Source organism: Bacillus sp. NS1, from assembly GCF_058248265.1.
This window is the reverse complement of the sequence record NZ_JBZAZF010000007.1, coordinates 17,993-39,920: the sequence shown is the minus strand read 5'-3', so window position 1 is coordinate 39,920 and position 21,928 is coordinate 17,993. Positions and strand designations below refer to the sequence as shown.

The following is a 21,928-nucleotide window of genomic DNA, read 5'->3' as shown; positions in this document are numbered from 1 at the left end:
TTTCTTTGCCATTCTTTAAGAAATGACAAAAGGAGGTTCTAATAATGAGTGAGCACTATTATTCAGAAAAACCTTCAGTAAAAAGCAACAAGCAAACCTGGTCTTTTAGGCTTCGTAATAAAGATTTCAAGTTTACAAGCGACAGCGGGGTTTTTTCAAAAAAGGAAGTTGATTTCGGATCCCGTCTGCTGATTGATTCTTTTGAAGAGCCAGAAGTTGAGGGCAGCATTCTGGATGTAGGCTGCGGGTATGGCCCGATTGGTCTGTCATTGGCCAGCGACTTTAAAGACCGGACCATCCACATGATTGACGTTAATGAGAGAGCTGTAGAGCTATCAAATGAAAATGCGGAACAAAACGGAATAACAAACGTTAAGGTTTATCAGAGTGATATGTTTTCAAACGTTGATTCTGCTCAAACATTTGCTTCTATTCTTACAAATCCCCCAATCCGAGCCGGAAAAAAAGTTGTCCATGCTATCTTTGAGAAAAGCGCTGAACACTTAAAAGCTTCAGGTGAGTTGTGGATCGTCATACAGAAAAAGCAAGGCGCGCCTTCTGCCATTGAAAAGCTCGAGGAACTGTTCGATGAAGTTTCTGTCGTTCAAAAAAAGAAAGGCTATTATATCATTAAAGCAAAAAAAGTTTGACTCGGTATTTTAGCTATGTTAATATTATAAAATGCCAATGTATATATTTTGCTTGATAAGATGAATTGTCAATATCTATGTATAAATTATACAAGTATGGAAATGCTAATAAAATCGGTATTTGTTTTTGGATGTGGTTTTCTTAATTAGAAACCCTTTTTTCTTTTGTCTTGTAAAAGTATTTTCTTTCTTTGAAAGAAATGCTTATTACACATATAATACGCATGATTTGAGGGGTGAATCAGTTGACAGGTCAACTAGTTCAGTATGGACGACACCGCCAGCGCAGAAGCTATGCTCGCATTAGCGAAGTGTTAGAATTACCAAATCTCATTGAAATTCAAACCTCTTCTTATCAGTGGTTTCTTGATGAGGGTCTTAGAGAGATGTTTCAAGACATATCGCCAATTGAGGATTTCACTGGTAACCTCTCTCTTGAGTTCATTGATTATAGTTTAGGTGAGCCTAAATATCCTGTAGAGGAATCAAAAGAACGTGATGTGACTTACTCAGCTCCGCTAAGAGTGAAGGTTCGTTTAATTAACAAAGAAACTGGAGAGGTAAAAGACCAAGATGTCTTCATGGGTGATTTCCCTATTATGACAGATACAGGTACTTTTATCATTAACGGTGCGGAACGCGTTATCGTTTCCCAGCTTGTTCGGTCTCCAAGTGTATATTTCAGTGGTAAAGTAGACAAAAACGGTAAAAAAGGTTTTACCGCGACTGTCATTCCAAACCGTGGCGCATGGTTAGAATACGAAACTGATGCGAAAGATGTTGTTTATGTCCGCATTGATCGCACACGTAAGTTGCCGGTTACGGTTCTTTTGCGTGCTCTCGGCTTCGGTTCCGATCAAGAGATTCTTGATCTCGTAGGAGAGAACGAATACCTGCGAAATACGCTTGATAAAGATAACACAGAAAACAGCGACAAAGCGCTGCTTGAAATTTACGAACGTCTCCGTCCTGGAGAGCCGCCTACAGTTGAAAATGCGAAAAGCTTGCTTGATTCTCGTTTCTTTGATCCGAAACGATACGATCTTGCCAATGTAGGACGCTATAAAATTAATAAAAAACTTCATATTAAGAATCGCCTCTTTAATCAGAGACTTGCTGAAACGCTTGTTGACCCTGAAACAGGAGAAATCCTGGCTGAAAAAGGTCAGATTCTTGATAGAAGAACACTTGATAAAGTACTGCCATACTTAGAAAACGGAATCGGTTTCAGAAAGCTGTATCCGAATGGCGGCGTTGTTGAAGATGAAGTAACTCTTCAATCAATTAAAATCTTTGCTCCGACTGATCAAGAAGGAGAACAGGTTATTAATGTAATCGGCAATGCTTACATTGAAGAAGAGATTAAAAACATTACGCCTGCTGATATTATTTCTTCTATCAGCTACTTCTTCAACTTGCTGCACGGAGTAGGCGACACAGATGATATCGATCATCTTGGAAACCGTCGTTTGCGTTCTGTAGGTGAGCTTCTCCAGAACCAATTCCGTATCGGTTTAAGCCGTATGGAGCGTGTGGTTCGTGAGAGAATGTCAATTCAAGATACGAATACAATTACGCCTCAGCAGCTGATCAATATTCGTCCTGTTATTGCGTCCATTAAAGAGTTCTTTGGAAGCTCTCAGCTTTCTCAATTCATGGACCAGACGAACCCGCTTGCTGAATTAACGCATAAGCGCCGTCTGTCAGCATTAGGACCGGGCGGATTGACACGTGAGCGTGCCGGAATGGAAGTACGTGACGTTCACTACTCCCACTATGGCCGTATGTGTCCGATTGAAACGCCTGAGGGTCCGAACATCGGTTTGATCAACTCACTTTCATCATATGCAAAAGTAAACCGTTTTGGCTTTATCGAAACACCTTATCGCCGCGTTGACCCTGAAACAGGGAAGGTAACGGGCAGAATCGATTACTTAACTGCTGATGAAGAGGATAACTATGTTGTCGCTCAAGCGAACGCTCGTCTTGATGACGAAGGCGCATTTATTGATGACAGCATCGTTGCCCGTTTCCGCGGGGAGAACACCGTTGTTTCCAGAAACCGTGTAGACTACATGGATGTATCGCCTAAGCAGGTTGTTTCTGCTGCGACAGCATGTATCCCGTTCCTAGAAAACGATGACTCCAACCGTGCTCTCATGGGAGCGAACATGCAGCGTCAGGCTGTGCCTTTGATGCAGCCAGAAGCGCCATTCGTTGGAACTGGTATGGAATACGTATCAGGTAAAGACTCTGGTGCCGCTGTTATTTGTAAACACCCTGGTATCGTTGAACGCGTAGAAGCGAAAAACGTTTGGGTTCGCCGTTATGAAGAAGTAGACGGTCAAAAAGTAAAAGGAAACCTGGATAAATACAGCCTGCTGAAATTTGTCCGCTCTAACCAAGGTACGTGCTACAATCAGCGTCCGATCGTAAGTGTCGGCGATGAAGTAGTAAAAGGAGAAATCCTTGCTGACGGTCCTTCTATGGAGCTTGGTGAACTTGCACTTGGCCGTAACGTAATGGTCGGCTTCATGACATGGGATGGCTACAACTATGAGGATGCCATCATCATGAGTGAACGCCTTGTGAAGGATGATGTTTATACATCTATCCACATCGAAGAATACGAATCAGAAGCACGTGATACTAAACTTGGACCTGAAGAAATCACTCGCGATATTCCAAACGTCGGTGAAGATGCGCTTCGCAATCTTGATGACCGTGGAATCATCCGTATTGGGGCAGAAGTAAAAGACGGAGATCTTCTTGTTGGTAAAGTAACGCCTAAAGGCGTAACTGAACTGACTGCTGAAGAACGCCTGCTTCACGCCATCTTTGGTGAAAAAGCCCGCGAGGTTCGTGATACTTCTCTTCGTGTGCCTCACGGCGGCGGCGGAATTATCCACGACGTTAAAGTCTTTAACCGTGAAGATGGAGACGAACTTCCTCCAGGTGTTAACCAGTTGGTTCGCGTATATATCGTTCAGAAGCGTAAGATTTCTGAAGGGGATAAAATGGCCGGTCGTCACGGTAACAAAGGTGTTATCTCTAAGATTCTTCCTGAAGAGGATATGCCTTACCTTCCTGACGGCACACCAATTGATATCATGCTTAACCCGTTGGGCGTACCATCACGTATGAACATCGGGCAGGTATTGGAACTTCATATGGGTATGGCCGCTCGTTACCTCGGCATTCACATTGCATCTCCTGTATTTGATGGAGCGCGAGAAGAGGATGTTTGGGAAACACTTGAAGAAGCCGGTATGTCTCGTGATGCCAAAACAGTGCTTTACGATGGACGTACTGGAGAGCCATTTGATAACCGCGTATCTGTCGGTATCATGTACATGATCAAACTGGCTCACATGGTTGACGATAAACTTCATGCACGCTCTACAGGTCCTTACTCACTTGTTACGCAGCAGCCTCTTGGCGGTAAAGCACAATTTGGCGGACAGCGTTTCGGTGAGATGGAGGTATGGGCACTTGAAGCTTACGGTGCGGCTTACACTCTTCAAGAAATTCTAACTGTTAAGTCTGATGACGTGGTTGGACGTGTGAAAACATACGAAGCCATCGTTAAAGGCGACAATGTTCCTGAACCAGGTGTTCCGGAATCATTCAAAGTATTAATCAAAGAACTTCAAAGCTTAGGTATGGATGTCAAAATTCTTTCTGGTGATGAAGAAGAAATAGAAATGAGAGATTTAGAAGACGAAGAAGATGCGAAGCAAGCTGACGGCCTGGCATTATCAGGTGATGAAGAGCCGGAAGAAACAGCATCTGCAGACGTTGAACGAGATGTAGTAACAAAAGAATAATCTCTAGTTATAAAGGCAAGTGACATCGGTTAATCCGAAGATAAAAAGGGAGGTAGGCCCCTTGCTAGATGTGAACAATTTTGAGTATATGAACATCGGTCTTGCTTCACCGGATAAAATCCGTTCATGGTCTTTTGGTGAAGTGAAAAAGCCTGAAACGATAAACTATCGTACGTTAAAACCTGAAAAGGACGGTCTATTCTGCGAACGCATTTTCGGACCGACTAAGGACTGGGAATGTCATTGCGGGAAGTACAAGCGAGTTCGTTATAAAGGCGTAGTTTGTGACCGCTGCGGAGTCGAAGTAACACGGGCTAAAGTCCGTCGTGAGAGAATGGGGCACATTGAACTGGCTGCCCCAGTTTCCCACATTTGGTATTTCAAAGGTATTCCAAGCCGTATGGGTCTTGTGCTGGATATGTCACCTCGTGCTTTAGAAGAAGTCATTTACTTTGCTTCTTACGTTGTAACTGATCCGGCAAACACACCGCTTGAAAAGAAACAGCTTCTGTCTGAGAAAGAATACCGTGCTTATCTTGATAAATACGGTAATAAATTCCAAGCGTCTATGGGTGCAGAAGCGATTCATAAACTTCTACAAGATATCGATCTTGTAAAAGAAGTTGATATGTTAAAAGAAGAGCTAAAAACTTCACAAGGACAGCGCCGTACTCGTGCGATCAAACGCCTTGAAGTTTTAGAAGCCTTCCGTAACTCAGGAAACAAGCCTTCTTGGATGATCCTTGATGTGCTTCCTGTTATTCCTCCTGAGCTTAGACCGATGGTACAGCTAGATGGCGGACGTTTTGCGACTTCTGATTTGAATGACCTTTATCGTCGTGTCATCAACCGTAACAATCGTTTGAAACGCCTTTTGGACCTTGGTGCGCCTAGCATCATTGTTCAAAACGAAAAGCGTATGCTTCAAGAGGCTGTTGATGCTTTAATTGATAACGGCCGCCGCGGACGTCCTGTAACAGGTCCTGGTAACAGACCGTTAAAATCTCTTTCGCACATGCTGAAAGGGAAGCAAGGCCGTTTCCGTCAAAACCTTCTTGGTAAACGTGTCGATTACTCCGGACGTTCTGTAATCGTTGTTGGTCCTCATTTGAAAATGTACCAATGCGGATTGCCGAAGGAAATGGCGCTTGAACTTTTCAAACCTTTCGTTATGAAAGAGCTTGTTGAAAAAGGTCTTGCTCACAACATTAAGAGTGCGAAACGTAAAATTGAGCGCGTACAGCCTGAAGTATGGGATGTACTCGAATCAGTTATTAAGGAGCATCCGGTACTTCTGAACCGTGCCCCTACACTTCACAGATTAGGTATCCAAGCGTTTGAACCAACGCTTGTTGAAGGACGCGCAATTCGCCTTCACCCGCTCGTATGTACAGCTTACAACGCTGACTTTGACGGTGACCAAATGGCAGTTCACGTACCATTATCTGCTGAAGCTCAAGCTGAAGCACGCATCTTGATGCTTGCTGCTCAAAACATCTTGAACCCTAAAGATGGTAAACCGGTTGTAACACCGTCTCAGGATATGGTACTGGGTAACTATTACCTGACACTTGAGCGTGCCGGTGCTGTCGGTGAAGGTATGGTCTTCAAGAATACAGACGAAGCGCTTCTTGCTTATCAAAACGGATATGTTCACCTTCATACGAGAGTAGCTGTTGCAGCTAACTCCCTTAAGAATGTGACATTTACCGAAGAACAGCGCTCAAAATTGTTAATTACAACTGTCGGTAAGCTTGTCTTCAATGAAATTCTTCCAGAATCATTCCCTTACATGAATGAACCGACGAAGAGCAACATTGAAGAGAAAACACCTGACCGTTTCTTCTTAGAAAAAGGTGCCGATGTGAAAGCTGTCATTGAACAGCAGCCAATCAATGCACCGTTTAAAAAAGGTATTTTGGGTAAAATCATCGCGGAAATCTTTAAACGATTCCATATCACGGAAACGTCTAAAATGCTTGACCGCATGAAAAACCTAGGTTTCAAATATTCAACAAAAGCTGGTATTACAGTTGGGGTTTCTGACATCGTCGTACTCGATGATAAACAAGAAATTCTTGAGGAAGCGCAAAGCAAAGTAGATAACGTCATGAAGCAATTCCGACGTGGTCTAATCACTGAAGAAGAACGCTATGAGAGAGTTATCTCTATCTGGAGTGCTGCCAAAGATGTTATCCAAGGCAAACTGATGAAGTCACTTGATGAGCTCAACCCGATCTACATGATGAGTGACTCTGGTGCCCGTGGTAACGCGTCTAACTTTACGCAGCTTGCCGGAATGCGCGGCCTGATGGCCAACCCGGCTGGACGTATCATTGAATTACCGATCAAATCAAGTTTCCGTGAAGGTCTGACAGTATTGGAGTACTTTATCTCCACTCACGGTGCGCGTAAAGGTCTTGCCGATACCGCCCTTAAAACTGCTGACTCAGGTTACCTTACACGCCGTCTCGTTGACGTTGCGCAGGATGTTATCATTCGTGAGACTGATTGCGGAACTGACCGAGGCATCCTTGCTCAGCCTCTTAAAGAAGGAACTGAAACAATTGAGCGCTTAGAAGAACGCTTAATCGGCCGTTTTGCACGAAAACAAGTGAAGCATCCTGAAACAGGTGAAGTGCTTGTAAATGAAAACGAACTGATTGATGAAGATAAAGCACTGGAAATTGTAGAAGCCGGTATTGAAGAAGTGTGGATCCGTTCTGCCTTCACATGTAATACGCCTCATGGTGTATGTAAACGATGCTATGGCCGAAATCTTGCAACTGGCTCCGATGTTGAAGTCGGTGAAGCTGTCGGTATCATTGCTGCCCAATCAATCGGTGAGCCTGGTACACAGTTAACAATGCGTACATTCCATACAGGCGGGGTTGCCGGAGACGATATCACACAGGGTCTTCCGCGTATCCAAGAGCTTTTCGAAGCGCGTAATCCGAAAGGTCAGGCAACAATTACAGAAATCGACGGTACAGTCGTTGAGATCAATGAAGTTCGTGATAAGCAACAGGAAATTGTGGTTCAAGGCGCAGTGGAAACACGCTCTTATACAGCACCTTATAACTCTCGCCTGAAAGTAGCGGAAGGAGATAAAATTACTCGAGGCCAAGTACTGACAGAAGGTTCAATCGATCCGAAAGAGCTTCTTAAAGTGACTGACCTGACTACTGTTCAAGAGTACCTTCTCCACGAGGTTCAAAAGGTTTACCGTATGCAGGGTGTTGAAATCGGAGATAAACACGTAGAAGTAATGGTTCGCCAGATGCTTCGCAAAGTCCGCGTAATTGACGCCGGTGACACTGATGTGCTTCCAGGTACATTGCTTGATATTCACCAATTTACTGAAGCGAACAAAAAAGTATTGCTTGAAGGCAATCGTCCTGCTACAGGTCGTCCTGTCTTGCTCGGTATTACAAAAGCATCTCTTGAAACTGATTCATTCTTATCTGCTGCTTCCTTCCAGGAAACAACACGTGTCCTTACAGACGCAGCGATCAAAGGTAAGCGTGATGAGCTTCTCGGCTTGAAAGAGAATGTTATCATCGGTAAGCTTGTTCCAGCTGGTACAGGAATGATGAAATACCGTAAAGTAAAACCAGTTTCAAATGTTCAGCCAACTGAAGACATGGTTCCGGTTGAATAATTGATTTAATGCTGCTGAAAGACTGCCAAAACAGTCTTTCAGCAGATATATTTAATAAAAGTCACTCAATGAGAAGAACGAAACTAAAAAATGTCATACCTTGTTGACATTCGTCTCCTAGAATGATAATATAACCAAGGTGCTCGAAATAAACCTGTTACTTTGGAGGATATGTTTATGTCTTATGATAAAGTATCACAGGCCAAATCAATTATTATTGGTACGAAGCAAACAGTGAAAGCTCTAAAACGAGGTTCAGTAAAGGAAGTAGTCGTTGCAAAAGACGCAGATCCGATACTCACGTCAAGTGTTGTTTCACTTGCGGAAGATCAAGGTATCTCTGTCTCAATGGTTGAATCCATGAAAAAGCTCGGCAAAGCCTGCGGAATTGAGGTAGGAGCAGCCGCTGTTGCCATTATTTTATAACGTACTTTTGTTTTTGCGTAAGATTTCATCTTGTGTAAAGACATTGTTTTTTGCCTTTTGATGAACCACCTGGGTATGTGGGTTATAAAACGTAATGAAGGGAGGAAAATATAATGCCTACAATTAATCAGCTAATTCGCAAAGGACGCGTGAGTAAAGTAGAAAACTCAAAGTCTCCTGCACTTAACAAAGGATACAACAGCTTTAAAAAAGAGCACACTAACGTATCTTCTCCACAAAAACGCGGGGTATGTACTCGTGTTGGTACAATGACACCGAAAAAACCGAACTCAGCACTTCGTAAATATGCTCGTGTTCGTTTGACTAACGGAATCGAGGTTACGGCTTACATTCCTGGTATCGGTCACAACCTGCAAGAGCACAGTGTTGTACTTATCCGTGGCGGACGTGTAAAAGACTTACCAGGGGTACGTTACCACATCGTTCGTGGTGCGCTTGACACTGCTGGCGTAGAAAACCGTGCGCAAGGCCGTTCTAAATACGGAACTAAACGTCCTAAAGCAAAATAATAAACACAAAAACGTAAAAATAATGAAGGGAGGATATTCAGATGCCACGTAAAGGTCCTGTAGCAAAAAGAGATGTTTTACCTGATCCGATTTACAACTCTAAGCTTGTATCTCGTCTAATCAACAAAATGATGATCGATGGTAAAAAAGGTAAGTCTCAAACAATCCTATACAAGTCATTCGATATCATTAAAGAACGTACTGGCAATGATGCAATGGAGGTTTTCGAACAAGCATTGAAAAACATCATGCCTGTACTTGAAGTAAAAGCACGCCGTGTAGGTGGTGCGAACTACCAAGTTCCTGTAGAAGTTCGTCCTGAACGTCGTACGACTCTTGGACTTCGCTGGTTAGTTAACTACGCTCGTCTTCGCGGAGAAAAAACGATGGAAGAGCGTTTAGCTAACGAAATCCTTGACGCAGCTAACAACACTGGTGCTGCTGTTAAGAAACGTGAAGATACTCATAAGATGGCTGAAGCAAACAAAGCATTTGCACACTATCGTTGGTAGGATTTATATACTAAAAAACACAATTTCCCAATAAGGAAGGAGAAATTACCCAATGGCAAGAGAGTTCTCCTTAGACAAAACTCGTAATATCGGTATCATGGCTCACATTGATGCCGGTAAAACGACTACTACAGAACGTATCTTGTTCTATACTGGTCGTATCCACAAAATTGGTGAAACTCATGAAGGAGCTTCACAAATGGACTGGATGGAGCAGGAACAAGAACGTGGTATCACAATCACTTCCGCTGCGACAACTGCACAGTGGAAAGGATACCGCGTAAACATCATCGATACTCCAGGACACGTAGACTTCACAGTTGAAGTTGAACGTTCTCTCCGTGTACTTGATGGTGCTGTTGCTGTACTTGACGCGCAATCAGGCGTTGAGCCTCAAACAGAAACTGTTTGGCGTCAGGCAACAACTTACGGAGTACCGCGTATCGTTTTTGTTAACAAAATGGACAAAATCGGTGCAGACTTCCTTTATTCTGTAGGAACTTTAAGAGACCGTCTTCAAGCAAACGCTCATGCAATTCAATTGCCGATCGGTGCTGAAGACAACTTCGAAGGTATCATCGACCTTGTAGAAAACGTTGCGTATTACTACGAAGATGACCTCGGAACTCGTTCTGATGCAAAAGAAATCCCTGAAGAGTACAAAGAGCAAGCTGAAGAGCTTCGCAACAGCCTCATTGAAGCTGTTTGTGAGCTTGATGAAGAGCTTATGGATAAATACCTTGAGGGTGAAGAAATTACGATTGACGAGTTAAAAGCAGGTATTCGTAAAGGTACATTGAATGTTGAATTCTACCCTGTTCTTGTTGGTTCTGCCTTCAAAAACAAAGGTGTTCAACTAGTACTTGATGCTGTGCTTGACTACCTTCCTGCACCAACTGACGTTGCTGCAATCAAAGGTACTCGCCCTGATACAAATGAAGAGATTGAGCGCCATTCTTCTGATGAAGAGCCATTCTCTGCATTAGCATTTAAAGTTATGACTGACCCTTACGTTGGTAAGTTGACGTTCTTCCGTGTTTACTCTGGAACACTTGATTCCGGTTCTTACGTGAAAAACTCTACTAAAGGCAAACGTGAGCGTGTTGGACGTATCCTTCAAATGCACGCTAACAGCCGTGAAGAAATCGCTACTGTATACGCAGGAGATATCGCAGCTGCTGTAGGTCTAAAAGATACAACAACTGGAGATACTCTATGTGATGAGAAGGACCTTGTTATCCTTGAATCAATGGAATTCCCAGAACCAGTTATCGACGTTGCTATTGAGCCTAAATCAAAAGCTGACCAAGATAAAATGGGTATCGCTTTAGCGAAACTTGCTGAAGAAGATCCTACATTCCGTACACAAACAAACCCAGAAACTGGCCAAACGATTATCTCTGGTATGGGTGAACTTCACCTTGATATCATTGTTGACCGTATGAAACGCGAATTTAAAGTGGAAGCCAATGTTGGTGCCCCTCAGGTTGCGTACCGTGAAACATTCCGTACCGGTGCAAAAGTTGAAGGTAAATTCGTACGTCAGTCTGGTGGACGCGGTCAGTTCGGACACGTTTGGATCGAATTCGAACCAAACGAAGAAGGCGCTGGCTTTGAATTTGAAAATGCGATTGTCGGTGGGGTAGTTCCACGTGAATACATCCCAGCTGTTCAAGCAGGTCTGGAAGATGCACTTGAAAATGGTGTACTAGCAGGCTTCCCGCTTATCGACATTAAAGCAAAACTTTTCGATGGTTCTTACCATGATGTTGACTCAAACGAAATGGCATTTAAAGTTGCTGCTTCTATGGCATTGAAAAATGCAGTCAGCAAATGTAACCCAGTTCTTCTTGAACCAATCATGAAAGTAGAAGTGGTTATTCCAGAAGAATACATGGGAGATATCATGGGTGATATTACTTCACGTCGCGGACGCGTAGAAGGTATGGAAGCGCGTGGTAACGCTCAAGTTGTTCGCGCTATGGTTCCTCTTGCTGAAATGTTCGGTTACGCTACTGCACTTCGTTCTAATACGCAAGGTCGCGGTACGTTCACTATGTTCATGGATCACTACGAAGAAGTGCCGAAGAGCGTTTCAGAAGAAATTATCAAAAAAAATAAAGGCGAATAATTGATTTTGCCTCTTAACTCAAGTATAACTACTATTGTAAGATGAGGAAGTGAAAGCTTTCTTTCACTTCCTATCACTCTATACATTACTAATTAAAAGCTCTTAAGGAGGATTTTAGAATGGCTAAAGAAAAATTCGACCGTTCCAAATCACATGCCAATATTGGTACAATTGGACACGTTGACCATGGTAAAACAACTTTAACTGCTGCTATCACAACAGTACTTCATAAGAAATCTGGTAAAGGTACAGCTATGGCGTACGATCAAATTGATGGTGCACCAGAAGAACGCGAGCGCGGTATCACAATCTCTACTGCACACGTTGAGTACGAAACTGAAACTCGTCACTATGCACACGTTGACTGCCCAGGACACGCTGACTATGTTAAAAACATGATCACTGGTGCTGCGCAAATGGACGGAGCTATCCTTGTAGTATCTGCTGCTGATGGCCCAATGCCACAAACTCGTGAGCACATCCTTCTTTCTAAAAACGTTGGTGTACCATACATCGTTGTATTCTTAAACAAATGCGACATGGTAGACGACGAAGAGCTTCTTGAACTAGTTGAAATGGAAGTTCGCGATCTTCTTAGCGAATACGACTTCCCTGGTGATGATGTACCAGTAATCAAAGGTTCTGCTCTTAAAGCTCTTGAAGGTGACGCTGATTACGAAGCGAAAATCTTCGAACTTATGGATGCGGTTGATGAGTACATCCCAACTCCAGAACGTGACACTGAAAAACCATTCATGATGCCAGTTGAGGACGTATTCTCAATCACTGGTCGTGGTACAGTTGCAACTGGCCGTGTAGAACGCGGACAAGTTAAAGTCGGTGACGAAGTTGAAATCATCGGTCTTCAAGAAGAGAACAAGAAAACAACTGTTACAGGTGTTGAAATGTTCCGTAAGCTTCTTGATTACGCTGAAGCTGGAGACAACATTGGAGCCCTTCTTCGCGGTGTAGCTCGTGAAGATATCCAACGTGGTCAAGTACTTGCTAAACCAGGTACAATCACTCCACACAGCAAATTCAAAGCTGAAGTTTACGTTCTTTCTAAAGAAGAGGGTGGACGTCATACTCCATTCTTCTCTAACTACCGTCCTCAGTTCTACTTCCGTACAACTGACGTAACTGGTATCATCCATCTTCCAGAAGGCGTAGAAATGGTTATGCCTGGAGATAACACTGAAATGAACGTTGAACTTATCTCTACAATCGCTATCGAAGAAGGAACTCGTTTCTCTATTCGTGAAGGCGGACGTACTGTTGGTTCAGGCGTTGTTTCTACAATCACTGAGTAATAGTATGATTATAAACGAGACCCATTGTGGGTCTCGTTTTTTGTTTGCTTATCTTTTTCTTGTATAATAGGATCTATCATATTCGAGGGGCTAATTTTTTATGATTCCTGAAGAGAGATCAATCGCTATCATGAAAGAACTGAGCATTGAAAATACAAAGCAAATGCTGATGATTAATGGGTCAGATGTAAAAAATCCATTGCTGCTTTTTTTACATGGCGGTCCGGGGACGCCGCAAATCGGATATGTTAGACATTATCAAAAAGACCTGGAACAGCATTTTACGGTAGTACATTGGGATCAAAGGGGATCCGGGCTTTCGTATTCAAAACGAATTCCTCATCACTCCATGACAATAAGTCAGTTCATTAAAGACACAATTCAAGTCACTCAATGGCTTCTAAATCATTTTTCAAAAACAAAAATATATCTTGCCGGTCATTCGTGGGGCTCACTGCTTGCACTTCAGGTACTGCAGCAGCATCCGGATTTGTTTTACGCGTATTTTGGAATCAGTCAGGTTGTTAACCCTCACTATGAAGAATCAGCTGCTTATCAATATATTCGTGAAATCTTTGATGGAAAAAGAGACAGTATAGTATTCCCTCTCATACGTTTCATTGGCGCTCCGCCTTGGAAGAAGGATATCCAGCATTTTATCTTTCGGTTATGTGTCGAGATGAGTAGGGGAGGGTTCACTCAGCATCGCCGCCAATCCGTTGCTATATTATTTCAAATGCTTACCGGTAAGGAGTATGGAATAAGAAACATGCACAGTTTTCTCAATGGATTGCGCTACAGCAAAAAACATTTAACTGATGAGTTGTACCGTTTTAATGCATTTAGATCAGTTCCTTCTATTAAAGTACCGTGCTTTTTCATTTCGGGGAGACATGATTTAATTGTTCCTGCTGAAATATCGAAACAGTATTATTGTGAGCTTGAAGCTCCTGAAAAGCGCTGGTTTCAATTTGAGAACTCCGCTCACACCCCGCATATCGAGGAGCCGTCATTATTCGCGAATACACTGAGTCGCCACGCACTGTACCATATATGATAGGTCCTTGAAAAATAAGAAAAACACCTGTATAATAAAAAAAGTGTGCAAACCATGCATATTTTAAATAAGTCTTGCAACATGCGTCTATTTTCTGTATAATGGTGTATGTTGGTCTTTGACTGCGATGAAGTGAGAGGTTGCTGACACACCCGGCCGCTTTGCCATGGCAAGGTGTTCAGGTTTTTCTCACGGAGAACTGTCTAACTTGATGTAGGCGAAAAGGAGGGAAAATAATGGCAAAACAAAAAATTCGTATTCGTTTGAAAGCATATGATCATAGAATCCTTGATCAATCTGCAGAGAAGATTGTTGAAACGGCAAAACGTTCAGGTGCTAGCGTATCTGGTCCGATCCCGTTACCAACTGAAAAATCAGTTTACACAATCCTTCGTGCGGTGCACAAATACAAAGATTCTCGTGAGCAATTTGAAATGCGTACACATAAACGTTTAATCGATATTGTGAACCCAACACCACAAACTGTTGATGCTCTCATGCGATTAGACTTACCATCTGGTGTCGATATCGAAATCAAACTTTAATTCTAAAATATAGAATGATCTTAATAGGAGGTGTGACGAATGACCAAAGGAATCTTAGGAAGAAAAATTGGTATGACGCAAGTATTCGCTGAAAATGGTGATCTTATTCCGGTAACTGTTATCGAGGCTGCTCCAAACGTTGTTCTTCAAAAGAAATCAACTGAAAACGACGGTTATGAAGCAATCCAGCTTGGTTTTGACGACAAGCGTGAAAAGCTTTCTAACAAACCTGAAAAAGGGCACGTTGCAAAAGCGGAAACTGCTCCTAAGCGCTTCGTTAAAGAATTACGCGGAGTGGAAATGGATGCGTATGAAGTTGGTCAGGAAGTCAAGGTTGAAATTTTCTCTGCTGGAGAAATCGTAGATGTAACAGGAGTATCTAAAGGTAAAGGTTTCCAAGGTGCGATCAAGCGCCACGGACAATCTCGCGGACCTATGTCTCACGGTTCACGCTACCACCGTCGTCCTGGTTCAATGGGACCTGTAGATCCTAACCGTGTATTCAAAGGTAAATTATTACCTGGACGTATGGGCGGAGAGCAAATCACTGTTCAAAACCTTGAAATCGTAAAAGTTGATGCAGAACGCAATCTTCTTTTGATCAAAGGTAACGTACCTGGTGCGAAGAAATCTTTAATCACTGTTAAAAGTGCTGTTAAATCTAAATAACTCTCTTAGGAAAGGAGGAAATTGATCATGCCAAAAGTAGCATTATACAACCAAAACGGTTCTACTGCTGGTGACATCGAATTAAACGCTTCTGTATTTGGTATCGAGCCAAATGAGAGTGTTGTATTCGACGCTATTCTTATGCAAAGAGCTTCCTTACGTCAAGGATCTCATAAAGTAAAAAATCGTTCTGAAGTACGCGGCGGAGGTCGTAAACCATGGCGTCAAAAAGGTACTGGACGTGCCCGTCAAGGTTCTATCCGTTCACCGCAATGGCGCGGAGGTGGTGTCGTATTCGGCCCAACACCACGCAGCTATTCTTATAAATTACCTAAAAAAGTTCGCCGCTTGGCAATCAAATCAGTATTGTCTTCTAAAGTGAACGACAACAACATCATCGTTCTTGAAGATCTTACTCTTGATACGGCTAAAACAAAAGAAATGGCAGCTATCCTTAAAGGGTTATCTGTTGAGAAAAAAGCTTTAATCGTAACTGCGGATGCTAACGAAGCAGTGGCTTTATCTGCTCGCAACATCCCTGGAGTTACTGTAGTTGAAGCTAACGGAATCAACGTTTTAGACGTTGTCAACCACGAGAAGCTTCTGATTACAAAAGCAGCGGTTGAAAAAGTAGAGGAGGTGCTTGCATAATGAAAGATCCTCGTGATGTTCTAAAGCGCCCCGTCATTACTGAACGTTCTGCTGATTTAATGGCTGAAAAGAAATATACTTTTGAAGTTGATGTAAGAGCTAACAAAACAGAAGTGAAAGACGCGGTTGAAAGCATCTTTGGAGTGAAAGTTGACAAAGTCAACATCATGAACTACAAAGGTAAATCAAAACGTGTTGGACGCTACACTGGTATGACTAGCCGTCGCAGAAAAGCGATCGTAAAACTTACTGCAGACAGCAAAGAAATCGAAATTTTTGAAGCTTAATTATCTGTAAAAAGAAGGAGGGAAATTCAAAATGGCGATTAAAAAGTATAAACCGACCTCTAATGGACGTCGTGGCATGACAACTTCAGATTTTGCTGAAATCACGACTGACAAGCCGGAAAAATCCTTGCTTGCTCCCCTTCACAAAAAAGGCGGACGTAACAACCAAGGTAAATTGACTGTACGTCACCAAGGTGGCGGACATAAACGCCAATACCGTGTTATCGATTTTAAACGCGATAAAGATGGTATACCTGGACGCGTTGCTACAGTTGAATACGATCCAAACCGTTCAGCTAACATCGCTCTAGTCAACTATGCAGACGGAGAAAAACGTTACATTCTTGCTCCTAAAGGAATTCAAGTGGGTACTGAAATCATGTCAGGTCCAGAAGCTGACATCAAAGTAGGTAATGCACTACCACTTATCAACATCCCTGTTGGTACAGTTGTGCATAACATTGAATTAAAACCTGGTAAAGGCGGACAGCTTGTACGTTCAGCTGGTACATCTGCTCAGGTTCTTGGGAAAGAAGGTAAATACGTTCTTGTACGTCTTAACTCTGGAGAAGTTCGCATGATTCTTTCTGCTTGCCGTGCTTCTATCGGTCAAGTAGGTAACGAACAGCATGAACTTATCAACATTGGTAAAGCTGGGCGTTCTCGCTGGAAAGGCATCCGTCCTACAGTTCGTGGTTCTGTAATGAACCCTAACGATCACCCACACGGTGGTGGTGAAGGACGTGCGCCAATCGGACGTAAATCACCAATGTCTCCATGGGGCAAACCGACTCTTGGATTCAAGACTCGTAAGAAAAAGAACAAATCCGATAAATTTATCGTACGTCGTCGTAAAAATAAATAACGGGGTTGTCTACGGTTCACTTCGGACCGTAGTGCAATCACGAAGGGAGGTTCCAAAATGGCTCGCAGCTTGAAAAAAGGACCATTTGTCGATGGACACTTGATGACAAAAATCGAGAAATTAAATGAAACAGACAAGAAACAAGTCGTAAAAACTTGGTCTCGTCGTTCTACTATTTTCCCACAGTTTATTGGTCACACAATCGCAGTCTATGACGGACGTAAACACGTGCCTGTATTCATCTCTGAAGATATGGTAGGGCACAAGTTGGGTGAATTCGCTCCAACTCGTACGTACAAAGGTCATGCTAGTGATGACAAAAAAACAAGACGCTAAGAGAGGAGGCTTTTAAATGCAAGCTAAAGCTGTTGCAAGAACAGTCCGTATTGCTCCTCGTAAAGCACGTCTAGTAATGGACCTGATTCGAGGCAAGCAAGTAGGTGAGGCAGTATCAATCTTGAACCTTACACCAAGAGCTGCTTCTCCAATTATCGAGAAAGTATTAAAATCCGCTATTGCAAATGCTGAGCATAACTATGAAATGGACGCTAACAACCTGGTTATTTCTCAAGCATTCGTTGACGAAGGCCCTACGTTAAAAAGATTCCGCCCACGTGCTATGGGACGTGCGAGCCAAATCAACAAACGTACGAGCCACATTACAATCGTTGTATCAGAAAAGAAGGAGGGATAAGTAGTGGGTCAAAAGGTAAATCCAGTCGGTCTTCGTATCGGAGTCATTCGTGATTGGGAATCTAAGTGGTACGCTGGTAAAGATTACGCTGACTTCCTGCACGAAGATTTAAAAATTCGTGAATACATTAGCAAACGCCTTTCTGACGCTTCTGTTTCTAAAGTGGAAATCGAGCGTGCAGCAAATCGCGTTAACATTACGATCCACACAGCTAAGCCTGGTATGGTTATCGGTAAAGGCGGTTCTGAAGTTGAAGCACTTCGTAAAGCCCTTAACAGCCTTACTGGCAAGCGTGTACACATTAACATTCTTGAAATCAAAAGAGCAGATCTTGATGCACAGCTAGTTGCTGACAACATCGCTCGTCAATTAGAAAACCGTGTTTCTTTCCGCCGTGCACAGAAACAACAAATCCAACGTACTATGCGTGCTGGAGCACAAGGTGTGAAAACAATGGTTTCTGGTCGTCTTGGCGGTGCAGATATCGCTCGTTCTGAATACTACAGTGAAGGAACTGTTCCATTGCACACATTACGTGCGGACATTGACTATGCAACATCTGAAGCTGACACTACTTACGGTAAGCTTGGTGTAAAAGTCTGGATCTATCGTGGAGAGGTTCTTCCTACTAAGAAGAAAACTGAGGAAGGAGGAAAATAATATGTTATTACCAAAACGCGTTAAATATCGCAGAGAGCATCGTGGAAAAATGCGTGGCCGTGCGAAAGGCGGTACTGAAGTACATTTCGGTGAATTCGGTATTCAAGCTCTTGAGGCTTCTTGGATCACTAACCGTCAAATCGAAGCTGCACGTATTGCGATGACTCGTTACATGAAACGTGGCGGTAAAGTTTGGATCAAAATTTTCCCTTCTAAACCTTACACTGCTAAACCACTTGAGGTACGTATGGGATCCGGTAAAGGGGCTCCAGAAGGTTGGGTAGCTGTTGTAAAACCGGGCAAAGTTTTATTTGAAATTTCTGGTGTGTCTGAAGAGGTTGCTCGTGAAGCGCTTCGTCTTGCATCTCACAAATTGCCAATTAAAACGAAGTTCGTAAAACGTGAAGAAATTGGTGGTGAATCAAATGAAAGCTAATGAAATTCGTGACCTTACCACTGCTGAAATTGAACAAAAAGTAAAGTCTCTTAAAGAAGAACTTTTCAATCTTCGCTTTCAATTAGCGACAGGACAACTTGAAAATACTGCTCGCATTCGTGAAGTGCGCAAAGCTATCGCGCGCATGAAAACTGTGATTCGTGAAAGAGAAATTGCTGCTAATAAATAATCACTGAGGGGAGGTCGTGAGCATGAGCGAACGTAACCAGCGCAAAGTTTACCAAGGCCGTGTAGTTTCTGACAAAATGGATAAAACCATCACTGTTGTTGTTGAAACATACAAAAAACATACACTTTACGGTAAACGCGTAAAATACTCAAAAAAATTCAAAGCACATGATGAAAATAATCAAGCTAAAATTGGCGACATCGTAAAGATCATGGAAACTCGTCCATTGTCTGCAACTAAGCGTTTCCGTCTAGTTGAAGTTGTCGAAGAAGCTGTTATTATCTAATAAAGTTCGGAATTCTTTTTCCGAAGGGAGGTAACAAATAATGATTCAACAAGAGACTCGTTTAAAAGTAGCTGACAACTCTGGCGCACGTGAAGTACTTACTATTAAAGTTCTTGGTGGTTCTGGACGTAAGACAGCTAATATTGGTGATGTAATTGTTTGCACGGTTAAACAAGCAACACCAGGAGGCGTTGTCAAAAAAGGTGAAGTCGTAAAAGCTGTTATCGTTCGCACGAAAAGCGGAGCGCGCAGAAGTGATGGTTCATACATCAGCTTCGATGAGAATGCATGTGTTATCATCCGTGACGACAAGAGCCCACGCGGAACTCGTATCTTCGGACCAGTTGCTCGTGAATTGCGTGAAAACAACTTTATGAAAATTGTTTCTCTAGCTCCAGAAGTTATCTAATGAAATAAATGCCTTAGTCAAGGAGGTGCGATCAGGATGCATGTTAAAAAAGGCGATAAAGTAATGGTTATCTCTGGTAAAGATAAAGGCAAACAAGGTACAATCCTTGCTGCTTTCCCTAAAAAGGACCGCGTTTTAGTTGAAGGTGTGAACATGGTGAAGAAACATTCTAAACCAACTCAAGCTAACCCTCAAGGCGGTATTTCTAATCAAGAGGCGCCAATTCATGTATCAAACGTTATGCCGCTCGATCCTAAAACAGGTGAAGTGACTCGCGTAGGATACAAAGTGGAAGATGGCAAAAAAGTTCGTGTAGCAAAAAAATCTGGGCAAGTTCTAGATAAATAGTATTAAAAGGAAGGGAGGTCTATCTCATGAACCGCCTTAAAGAAAAGTACAATAAAGAAATTGCACCTGCTTTAATGACAAAGTTCAACTATGATTCTGTCATGCAAGTGCCTAAAATCGAAAAAATCGTAATCAACATGGGTGTTGGTGACGCTGTTCAAAACGCGAAAGCAATCGACAGTGCTGTTGAAGAATTAACGTTTATCGCAGGTCAAAAACCTGTCGTTACTCGTGCGAAGAAATCAATTGCTGGATTCCGTCTTCGTGAGGGAATGCCTATCGGTGCGAAAGTAACTCTTCGCGGAGAGCGCATGTATGATTTCCTTGATAAACTTATTTCTGTTTCATTACCGCGTGTACGTGACTTCCGCGGGGTTTCTAAAAAATCTTTCGACGGTCGCGGCAACTACACACTTGGTATCAAAGAACAGTTAATCTTCCCTGAAATTGACTACGATAAAGTAACAAAGGTTCGCGGAATGGACATCGTTATCGTAACAACTGCTAATACTGACGAAGAAGCTCGTGAGCTATTAACTCAAGTAGGTATGCCGTTCCAGAAATAATCAATGAAAGGGAGGCGAAATCGTGGCTAAAAAGTCTATGATTGCGAAACAACAACGTACACCAAAGTTTAAAGTACAAGAGTACACACGCTGTGAACGCTGCGGACGTCCGCATTCAGTCATTCGTAAATTTAAACTTTGCCGTATTTGTTTCCGTGAGCTTGCATATAAAGGACAAATTCCTGGCGTGAAAAAAGCCAGCTGGTAATCCCCAAGAAAGGGAAGGAGGTAATTATATAATGGTTATGACAGATCCAATTGCAGATATGCTAACTCGTATTCGCAATGCAAACATGGTACGTCATGAGAAGCTTGAAATTCCTGCTTCTAAATTGAAAAGAGAAATTGCTGAAATTTTAAAGCGTGAAGGTTTCATTCGTGACGTTGAGTTCGTAGAAGACAGCAAACAAGGTATCATCCGCGTTTTCTTGAAATACGGACAAAACAACGAGCGCGTTATCACTGGTCTTAAAAGAATCAGCAAACCTGGTTTGCGTGTTTATGCGAAATCTAATGAAGTACCTCGCGTACTTAACGGTCTTGGAATCGCGATTATTTCTACATCACAAGGTGTTTTAACGGACAAAGAAGCCCGTGCAAAACAAGCTGGTGGAGAAGTTCTAGCATACGTTTGGTAAGAAGTTTAACATGAATGGAGGTGTTTGGTATGTCTCGTGTAGGTAAGAAGCTACTTGAGATTCCTTCTGATGTTACAGTAACGTTAAATGAAGACAATACTGTAGCTGTGAAAGGACCAAAAGGAGAATTAACTCGTACGTTTCACCCTGATATGGAGATTAAAGTAGAGGACAATGTGCTTACAGTCGTTCGTCCTTCTGATCAAAAAGAGCACCGTGCCCTGCATGGTACGACTCGCAGTCTGCTTGGCAACATGGTTGAAGGTGTATCTAAAGGATTTGAAAGAGGTTTGGAATTAGTCGGTGTCGGTTACCGTGCGTCTAAATCCGGAAATAAACTTGTTTTAAACGTTGGATACTCTCACCCTGTTGAGATCGTTCCTGAAGAAGGCATCGAAATCGAAGTTCCTTCTCAAACTAAAGTAGTCGTAAAAGGTACAGACAAAGAACGTGTAGGAGCTATCGCTGCTAACATCCGTGCTGTCCGTTCTCCAGAGCCTTACAAAGGTAAAGGAATCCGCTACGAAGGTGAAGTTGTTCGCCGCAAAGAAGGTAAATCTGCTAAGTAAGATCGCTTAAA

General features: G+C 42.7%; 26 protein-coding genes. All 26 read left to right on the top strand.

Annotation, left to right across the window (positions count from 1 at the left end; translation table 11 throughout):
- Positions 1–44: 44 nt before the first annotated feature.
- Entirely contained in the window at positions 45–650 is a 606-nt protein-coding gene (locus AC4CV5_RS19685; protein ID WP_166854499.1) for a class I SAM-dependent methyltransferase, read from the top strand.
- 245 nt (positions 651–895) lie between these two features.
- Positions 896–4,477 carry a DNA-directed RNA polymerase subunit beta gene (rpoB, locus tag AC4CV5_RS19680; protein ID WP_003225770.1) on the top strand — a complete coding sequence of 1,194 codons (3,582 nt, stop codon included), beginning with the start codon at positions 896–898 and terminating at the stop codon, positions 4,475–4,477.
- Between the two features lie 61 nt (positions 4,478–4,538).
- Positions 4,539–8,138 carry a DNA-directed RNA polymerase subunit beta' gene (gene rpoC, locus AC4CV5_RS19675; protein WP_166854498.1) on the top strand — a complete coding sequence of 1,200 codons (3,600 nt, stop codon included), beginning with the start codon at positions 4,539–4,541 and terminating at the stop codon, positions 8,136–8,138.
- 177 nt (positions 8,139–8,315) lie between these two features.
- Positions 8,316–8,564 carry a 50S ribosomal protein L7ae-like protein gene (locus AC4CV5_RS19670; protein ID WP_003225778.1) on the top strand — a complete coding sequence of 83 codons (249 nt, stop codon included), beginning with the start codon at positions 8,316–8,318 and terminating at the stop codon, positions 8,562–8,564.
- A gap of 113 nt (positions 8,565–8,677) precedes the next feature.
- Positions 8,678–9,094, top strand: coding sequence for a 30S ribosomal protein S12 (gene rpsL, locus AC4CV5_RS19665; RefSeq protein WP_003156445.1), 417 nt, complete (start codon positions 8,678–8,680; stop codon positions 9,092–9,094).
- A gap of 41 nt (positions 9,095–9,135) precedes the next feature.
- Entirely contained in the window at positions 9,136–9,606 is a 471-nt protein-coding gene (gene rpsG / locus AC4CV5_RS19660) for a 30S ribosomal protein S7 (protein WP_003225784.1), read from the top strand.
- A gap of 52 nt (positions 9,607–9,658) precedes the next feature.
- Positions 9,659–11,737, top strand: a complete 2,079-nt coding sequence (gene fusA, locus AC4CV5_RS19655; protein WP_166854497.1) for an elongation factor G — start codon at positions 9,659–9,661, stop codon at positions 11,735–11,737.
- A gap of 119 nt (positions 11,738–11,856) precedes the next feature.
- Entirely contained in the window at positions 11,857–13,047 is a 1,191-nt protein-coding gene (gene tuf, locus AC4CV5_RS19650) for an elongation factor Tu (protein ID WP_024714047.1), read from the top strand.
- A 100-nt stretch (positions 13,048–13,147) separates the two neighbouring features.
- Complete coding sequence (locus AC4CV5_RS19645) at positions 13,148–14,104, top strand: alpha/beta fold hydrolase (RefSeq protein WP_490923679.1); 957 nt, start codon at positions 13,148–13,150, stop codon at positions 14,102–14,104.
- A gap of 236 nt (positions 14,105–14,340) precedes the next feature.
- Positions 14,341–14,649, top strand: a complete 309-nt coding sequence (gene rpsJ / locus AC4CV5_RS19640; RefSeq protein ID WP_003156464.1) for a 30S ribosomal protein S10 — start codon at positions 14,341–14,343, stop codon at positions 14,647–14,649.
- Between the two features lie 39 nt (positions 14,650–14,688).
- Positions 14,689–15,318, top strand: coding sequence for a 50S ribosomal protein L3 (rplC, locus tag AC4CV5_RS19635; RefSeq protein WP_003225791.1), 630 nt, complete (start codon positions 14,689–14,691; stop codon positions 15,316–15,318).
- Between the two features lie 27 nt (positions 15,319–15,345).
- Positions 15,346–15,969: a 50S ribosomal protein L4 gene (gene rplD / locus AC4CV5_RS19630; protein ID WP_003242004.1), complete on the top strand. Its 624-nt coding sequence runs from the start codon at positions 15,346–15,348 to the stop codon at positions 15,967–15,969.
- A complete protein-coding gene (rplW, locus tag AC4CV5_RS19625) occupies positions 15,969–16,256 on the top strand; it encodes a 50S ribosomal protein L23 (RefSeq protein WP_003225793.1) in 288 nt (95 codons plus the stop codon). The genes rplD and rplW overlap by 1 nt, the downstream gene beginning before the upstream one ends.
- Before the next feature lie 31 nt (positions 16,257–16,287).
- A complete protein-coding gene (rplB, locus tag AC4CV5_RS19620; RefSeq protein WP_010332771.1) occupies positions 16,288–17,121 on the top strand; it encodes a 50S ribosomal protein L2 in 834 nt (277 codons plus the stop codon).
- Between the two features lie 57 nt (positions 17,122–17,178).
- Positions 17,179–17,457 carry a 30S ribosomal protein S19 gene (rpsS, locus tag AC4CV5_RS19615; RefSeq protein WP_003156472.1) on the top strand — a complete coding sequence of 93 codons (279 nt, stop codon included), beginning with the start codon at positions 17,179–17,181 and terminating at the stop codon, positions 17,455–17,457.
- Between the two features lie 16 nt (positions 17,458–17,473).
- Complete coding sequence (rplV, locus tag AC4CV5_RS19610; protein WP_003156475.1) at positions 17,474–17,815, top strand: 50S ribosomal protein L22; 342 nt, start codon at positions 17,474–17,476, stop codon at positions 17,813–17,815.
- A 3-nt stretch (positions 17,816–17,818) separates the two neighbouring features.
- Positions 17,819–18,475, top strand: a complete 657-nt coding sequence (gene rpsC, locus AC4CV5_RS19605) for a 30S ribosomal protein S3 (protein ID WP_003242001.1) — start codon at positions 17,819–17,821, stop codon at positions 18,473–18,475.
- A 1-nt stretch (position 18,476) separates the two neighbouring features.
- The gene (gene rplP / locus AC4CV5_RS19600; protein ID WP_003225801.1) at positions 18,477–18,911 is read left to right on the top strand and encodes a 50S ribosomal protein L16; all 435 of its coding nucleotides are present in this window, start codon (positions 18,477–18,479) and stop codon (positions 18,909–18,911) included.
- Entirely contained in the window at positions 18,901–19,101 is a 201-nt protein-coding gene (rpmC, locus tag AC4CV5_RS19595) for a 50S ribosomal protein L29 (protein ID WP_003156482.1), read from the top strand. The genes rplP and rpmC overlap by 11 nt, the downstream gene beginning before the upstream one ends.
- 22 nt (positions 19,102–19,123) lie before the next feature.
- Positions 19,124–19,387, top strand: coding sequence for a 30S ribosomal protein S17 (gene rpsQ, locus AC4CV5_RS19590; RefSeq protein WP_003225804.1), 264 nt, complete (start codon positions 19,124–19,126; stop codon positions 19,385–19,387).
- A 40-nt stretch (positions 19,388–19,427) separates the two neighbouring features.
- Entirely contained in the window at positions 19,428–19,796 is a 369-nt protein-coding gene (gene rplN / locus AC4CV5_RS19585; protein ID WP_003225805.1) for a 50S ribosomal protein L14, read from the top strand.
- A gap of 36 nt (positions 19,797–19,832) precedes the next feature.
- Positions 19,833–20,144: a 50S ribosomal protein L24 gene (gene rplX / locus AC4CV5_RS19580; RefSeq protein WP_003156486.1), complete on the top strand. Its 312-nt coding sequence runs from the start codon at positions 19,833–19,835 to the stop codon at positions 20,142–20,144.
- Between the two features lie 26 nt (positions 20,145–20,170).
- Positions 20,171–20,710, top strand: coding sequence for a 50S ribosomal protein L5 (rplE, locus tag AC4CV5_RS19575; RefSeq protein WP_003225809.1), 540 nt, complete (start codon positions 20,171–20,173; stop codon positions 20,708–20,710).
- 22 nt (positions 20,711–20,732) lie between these two features.
- Entirely contained in the window at positions 20,733–20,918 is a 186-nt protein-coding gene (gene rpsN, locus AC4CV5_RS19570; protein ID WP_003156488.1) for a 30S ribosomal protein S14, read from the top strand.
- A 31-nt stretch (positions 20,919–20,949) separates the two neighbouring features.
- Positions 20,950–21,348: a 30S ribosomal protein S8 gene (gene rpsH, locus AC4CV5_RS19565; RefSeq protein WP_003241998.1), complete on the top strand. Its 399-nt coding sequence runs from the start codon at positions 20,950–20,952 to the stop codon at positions 21,346–21,348.
- Positions 21,349–21,377: 29 nt separating this feature from the next.
- Positions 21,378–21,917 (top strand): 50S ribosomal protein L6, encoded by a 540-nt coding sequence (gene rplF / locus AC4CV5_RS19560; RefSeq protein WP_490923675.1) that lies wholly within the window; start codon positions 21,378–21,380, stop codon positions 21,915–21,917.
- Positions 21,918–21,928 lie beyond the last annotated feature (11 nt).

What these genes read in the sequence shown, in the direction of transcription:
- AC4CV5_RS19685 (WP_166854499.1), top strand. Translation starts at nt 45, where the DNA reads ATGAGTGAGCACTATTATTCAGAAAAACCTTCAGTAAAAAGCAACAAG.
- AC4CV5_RS19670 (WP_003225778.1), top strand. Translation starts at nt 8,316, where the DNA reads ATGTCTTATGATAAAGTATCACAGGCCAAATCAATTATTATTGGTACG.
- rpsL (WP_003156445.1), top strand. Translation starts at nt 8,678, where the DNA reads ATGCCTACAATTAATCAGCTAATTCGCAAAGGACGCGTGAGTAAAGTA.
- rpsG (WP_003225784.1), top strand. Translation starts at nt 9,136, where the DNA reads ATGCCACGTAAAGGTCCTGTAGCAAAAAGAGATGTTTTACCTGATCCG.
- fusA (WP_166854497.1), top strand. Translation starts at nt 9,659, where the DNA reads ATGGCAAGAGAGTTCTCCTTAGACAAAACTCGTAATATCGGTATCATG.
- tuf (WP_024714047.1), top strand. Translation starts at nt 11,857, where the DNA reads ATGGCTAAAGAAAAATTCGACCGTTCCAAATCACATGCCAATATTGGT.
- AC4CV5_RS19645 (WP_490923679.1), top strand. Translation starts at nt 13,148, where the DNA reads ATGATTCCTGAAGAGAGATCAATCGCTATCATGAAAGAACTGAGCATT.
- rpsJ (WP_003156464.1), top strand. Translation starts at nt 14,341, where the DNA reads ATGGCAAAACAAAAAATTCGTATTCGTTTGAAAGCATATGATCATAGA.
- rplC (WP_003225791.1), top strand. Translation starts at nt 14,689, where the DNA reads ATGACCAAAGGAATCTTAGGAAGAAAAATTGGTATGACGCAAGTATTC.
- rplD (WP_003242004.1), top strand. Translation starts at nt 15,346, where the DNA reads ATGCCAAAAGTAGCATTATACAACCAAAACGGTTCTACTGCTGGTGAC.
- rplW (WP_003225793.1), top strand. Translation starts at nt 15,969, where the DNA reads ATGAAAGATCCTCGTGATGTTCTAAAGCGCCCCGTCATTACTGAACGT.
- rplB (WP_010332771.1), top strand. Translation starts at nt 16,288, where the DNA reads ATGGCGATTAAAAAGTATAAACCGACCTCTAATGGACGTCGTGGCATG.
- rpsS (WP_003156472.1), top strand. Translation starts at nt 17,179, where the DNA reads ATGGCTCGCAGCTTGAAAAAAGGACCATTTGTCGATGGACACTTGATG.
- rplV (WP_003156475.1), top strand. Translation starts at nt 17,474, where the DNA reads ATGCAAGCTAAAGCTGTTGCAAGAACAGTCCGTATTGCTCCTCGTAAA.
- rplP (WP_003225801.1), top strand. Translation starts at nt 18,477, where the DNA reads ATGTTATTACCAAAACGCGTTAAATATCGCAGAGAGCATCGTGGAAAA.
- rpmC (WP_003156482.1), top strand. Translation starts at nt 18,901, where the DNA reads ATGAAAGCTAATGAAATTCGTGACCTTACCACTGCTGAAATTGAACAA.
- rpsQ (WP_003225804.1), top strand. Translation starts at nt 19,124, where the DNA reads ATGAGCGAACGTAACCAGCGCAAAGTTTACCAAGGCCGTGTAGTTTCT.
- rplN (WP_003225805.1), top strand. Translation starts at nt 19,428, where the DNA reads ATGATTCAACAAGAGACTCGTTTAAAAGTAGCTGACAACTCTGGCGCA.
- rplX (WP_003156486.1), top strand. Translation starts at nt 19,833, where the DNA reads ATGCATGTTAAAAAAGGCGATAAAGTAATGGTTATCTCTGGTAAAGAT.
- rplE (WP_003225809.1), top strand. Translation starts at nt 20,171, where the DNA reads ATGAACCGCCTTAAAGAAAAGTACAATAAAGAAATTGCACCTGCTTTA.
- rpsH (WP_003241998.1), top strand. Translation starts at nt 20,950, where the DNA reads ATGGTTATGACAGATCCAATTGCAGATATGCTAACTCGTATTCGCAAT.
- rplF (WP_490923675.1), top strand. Translation starts at nt 21,378, where the DNA reads ATGTCTCGTGTAGGTAAGAAGCTACTTGAGATTCCTTCTGATGTTACA.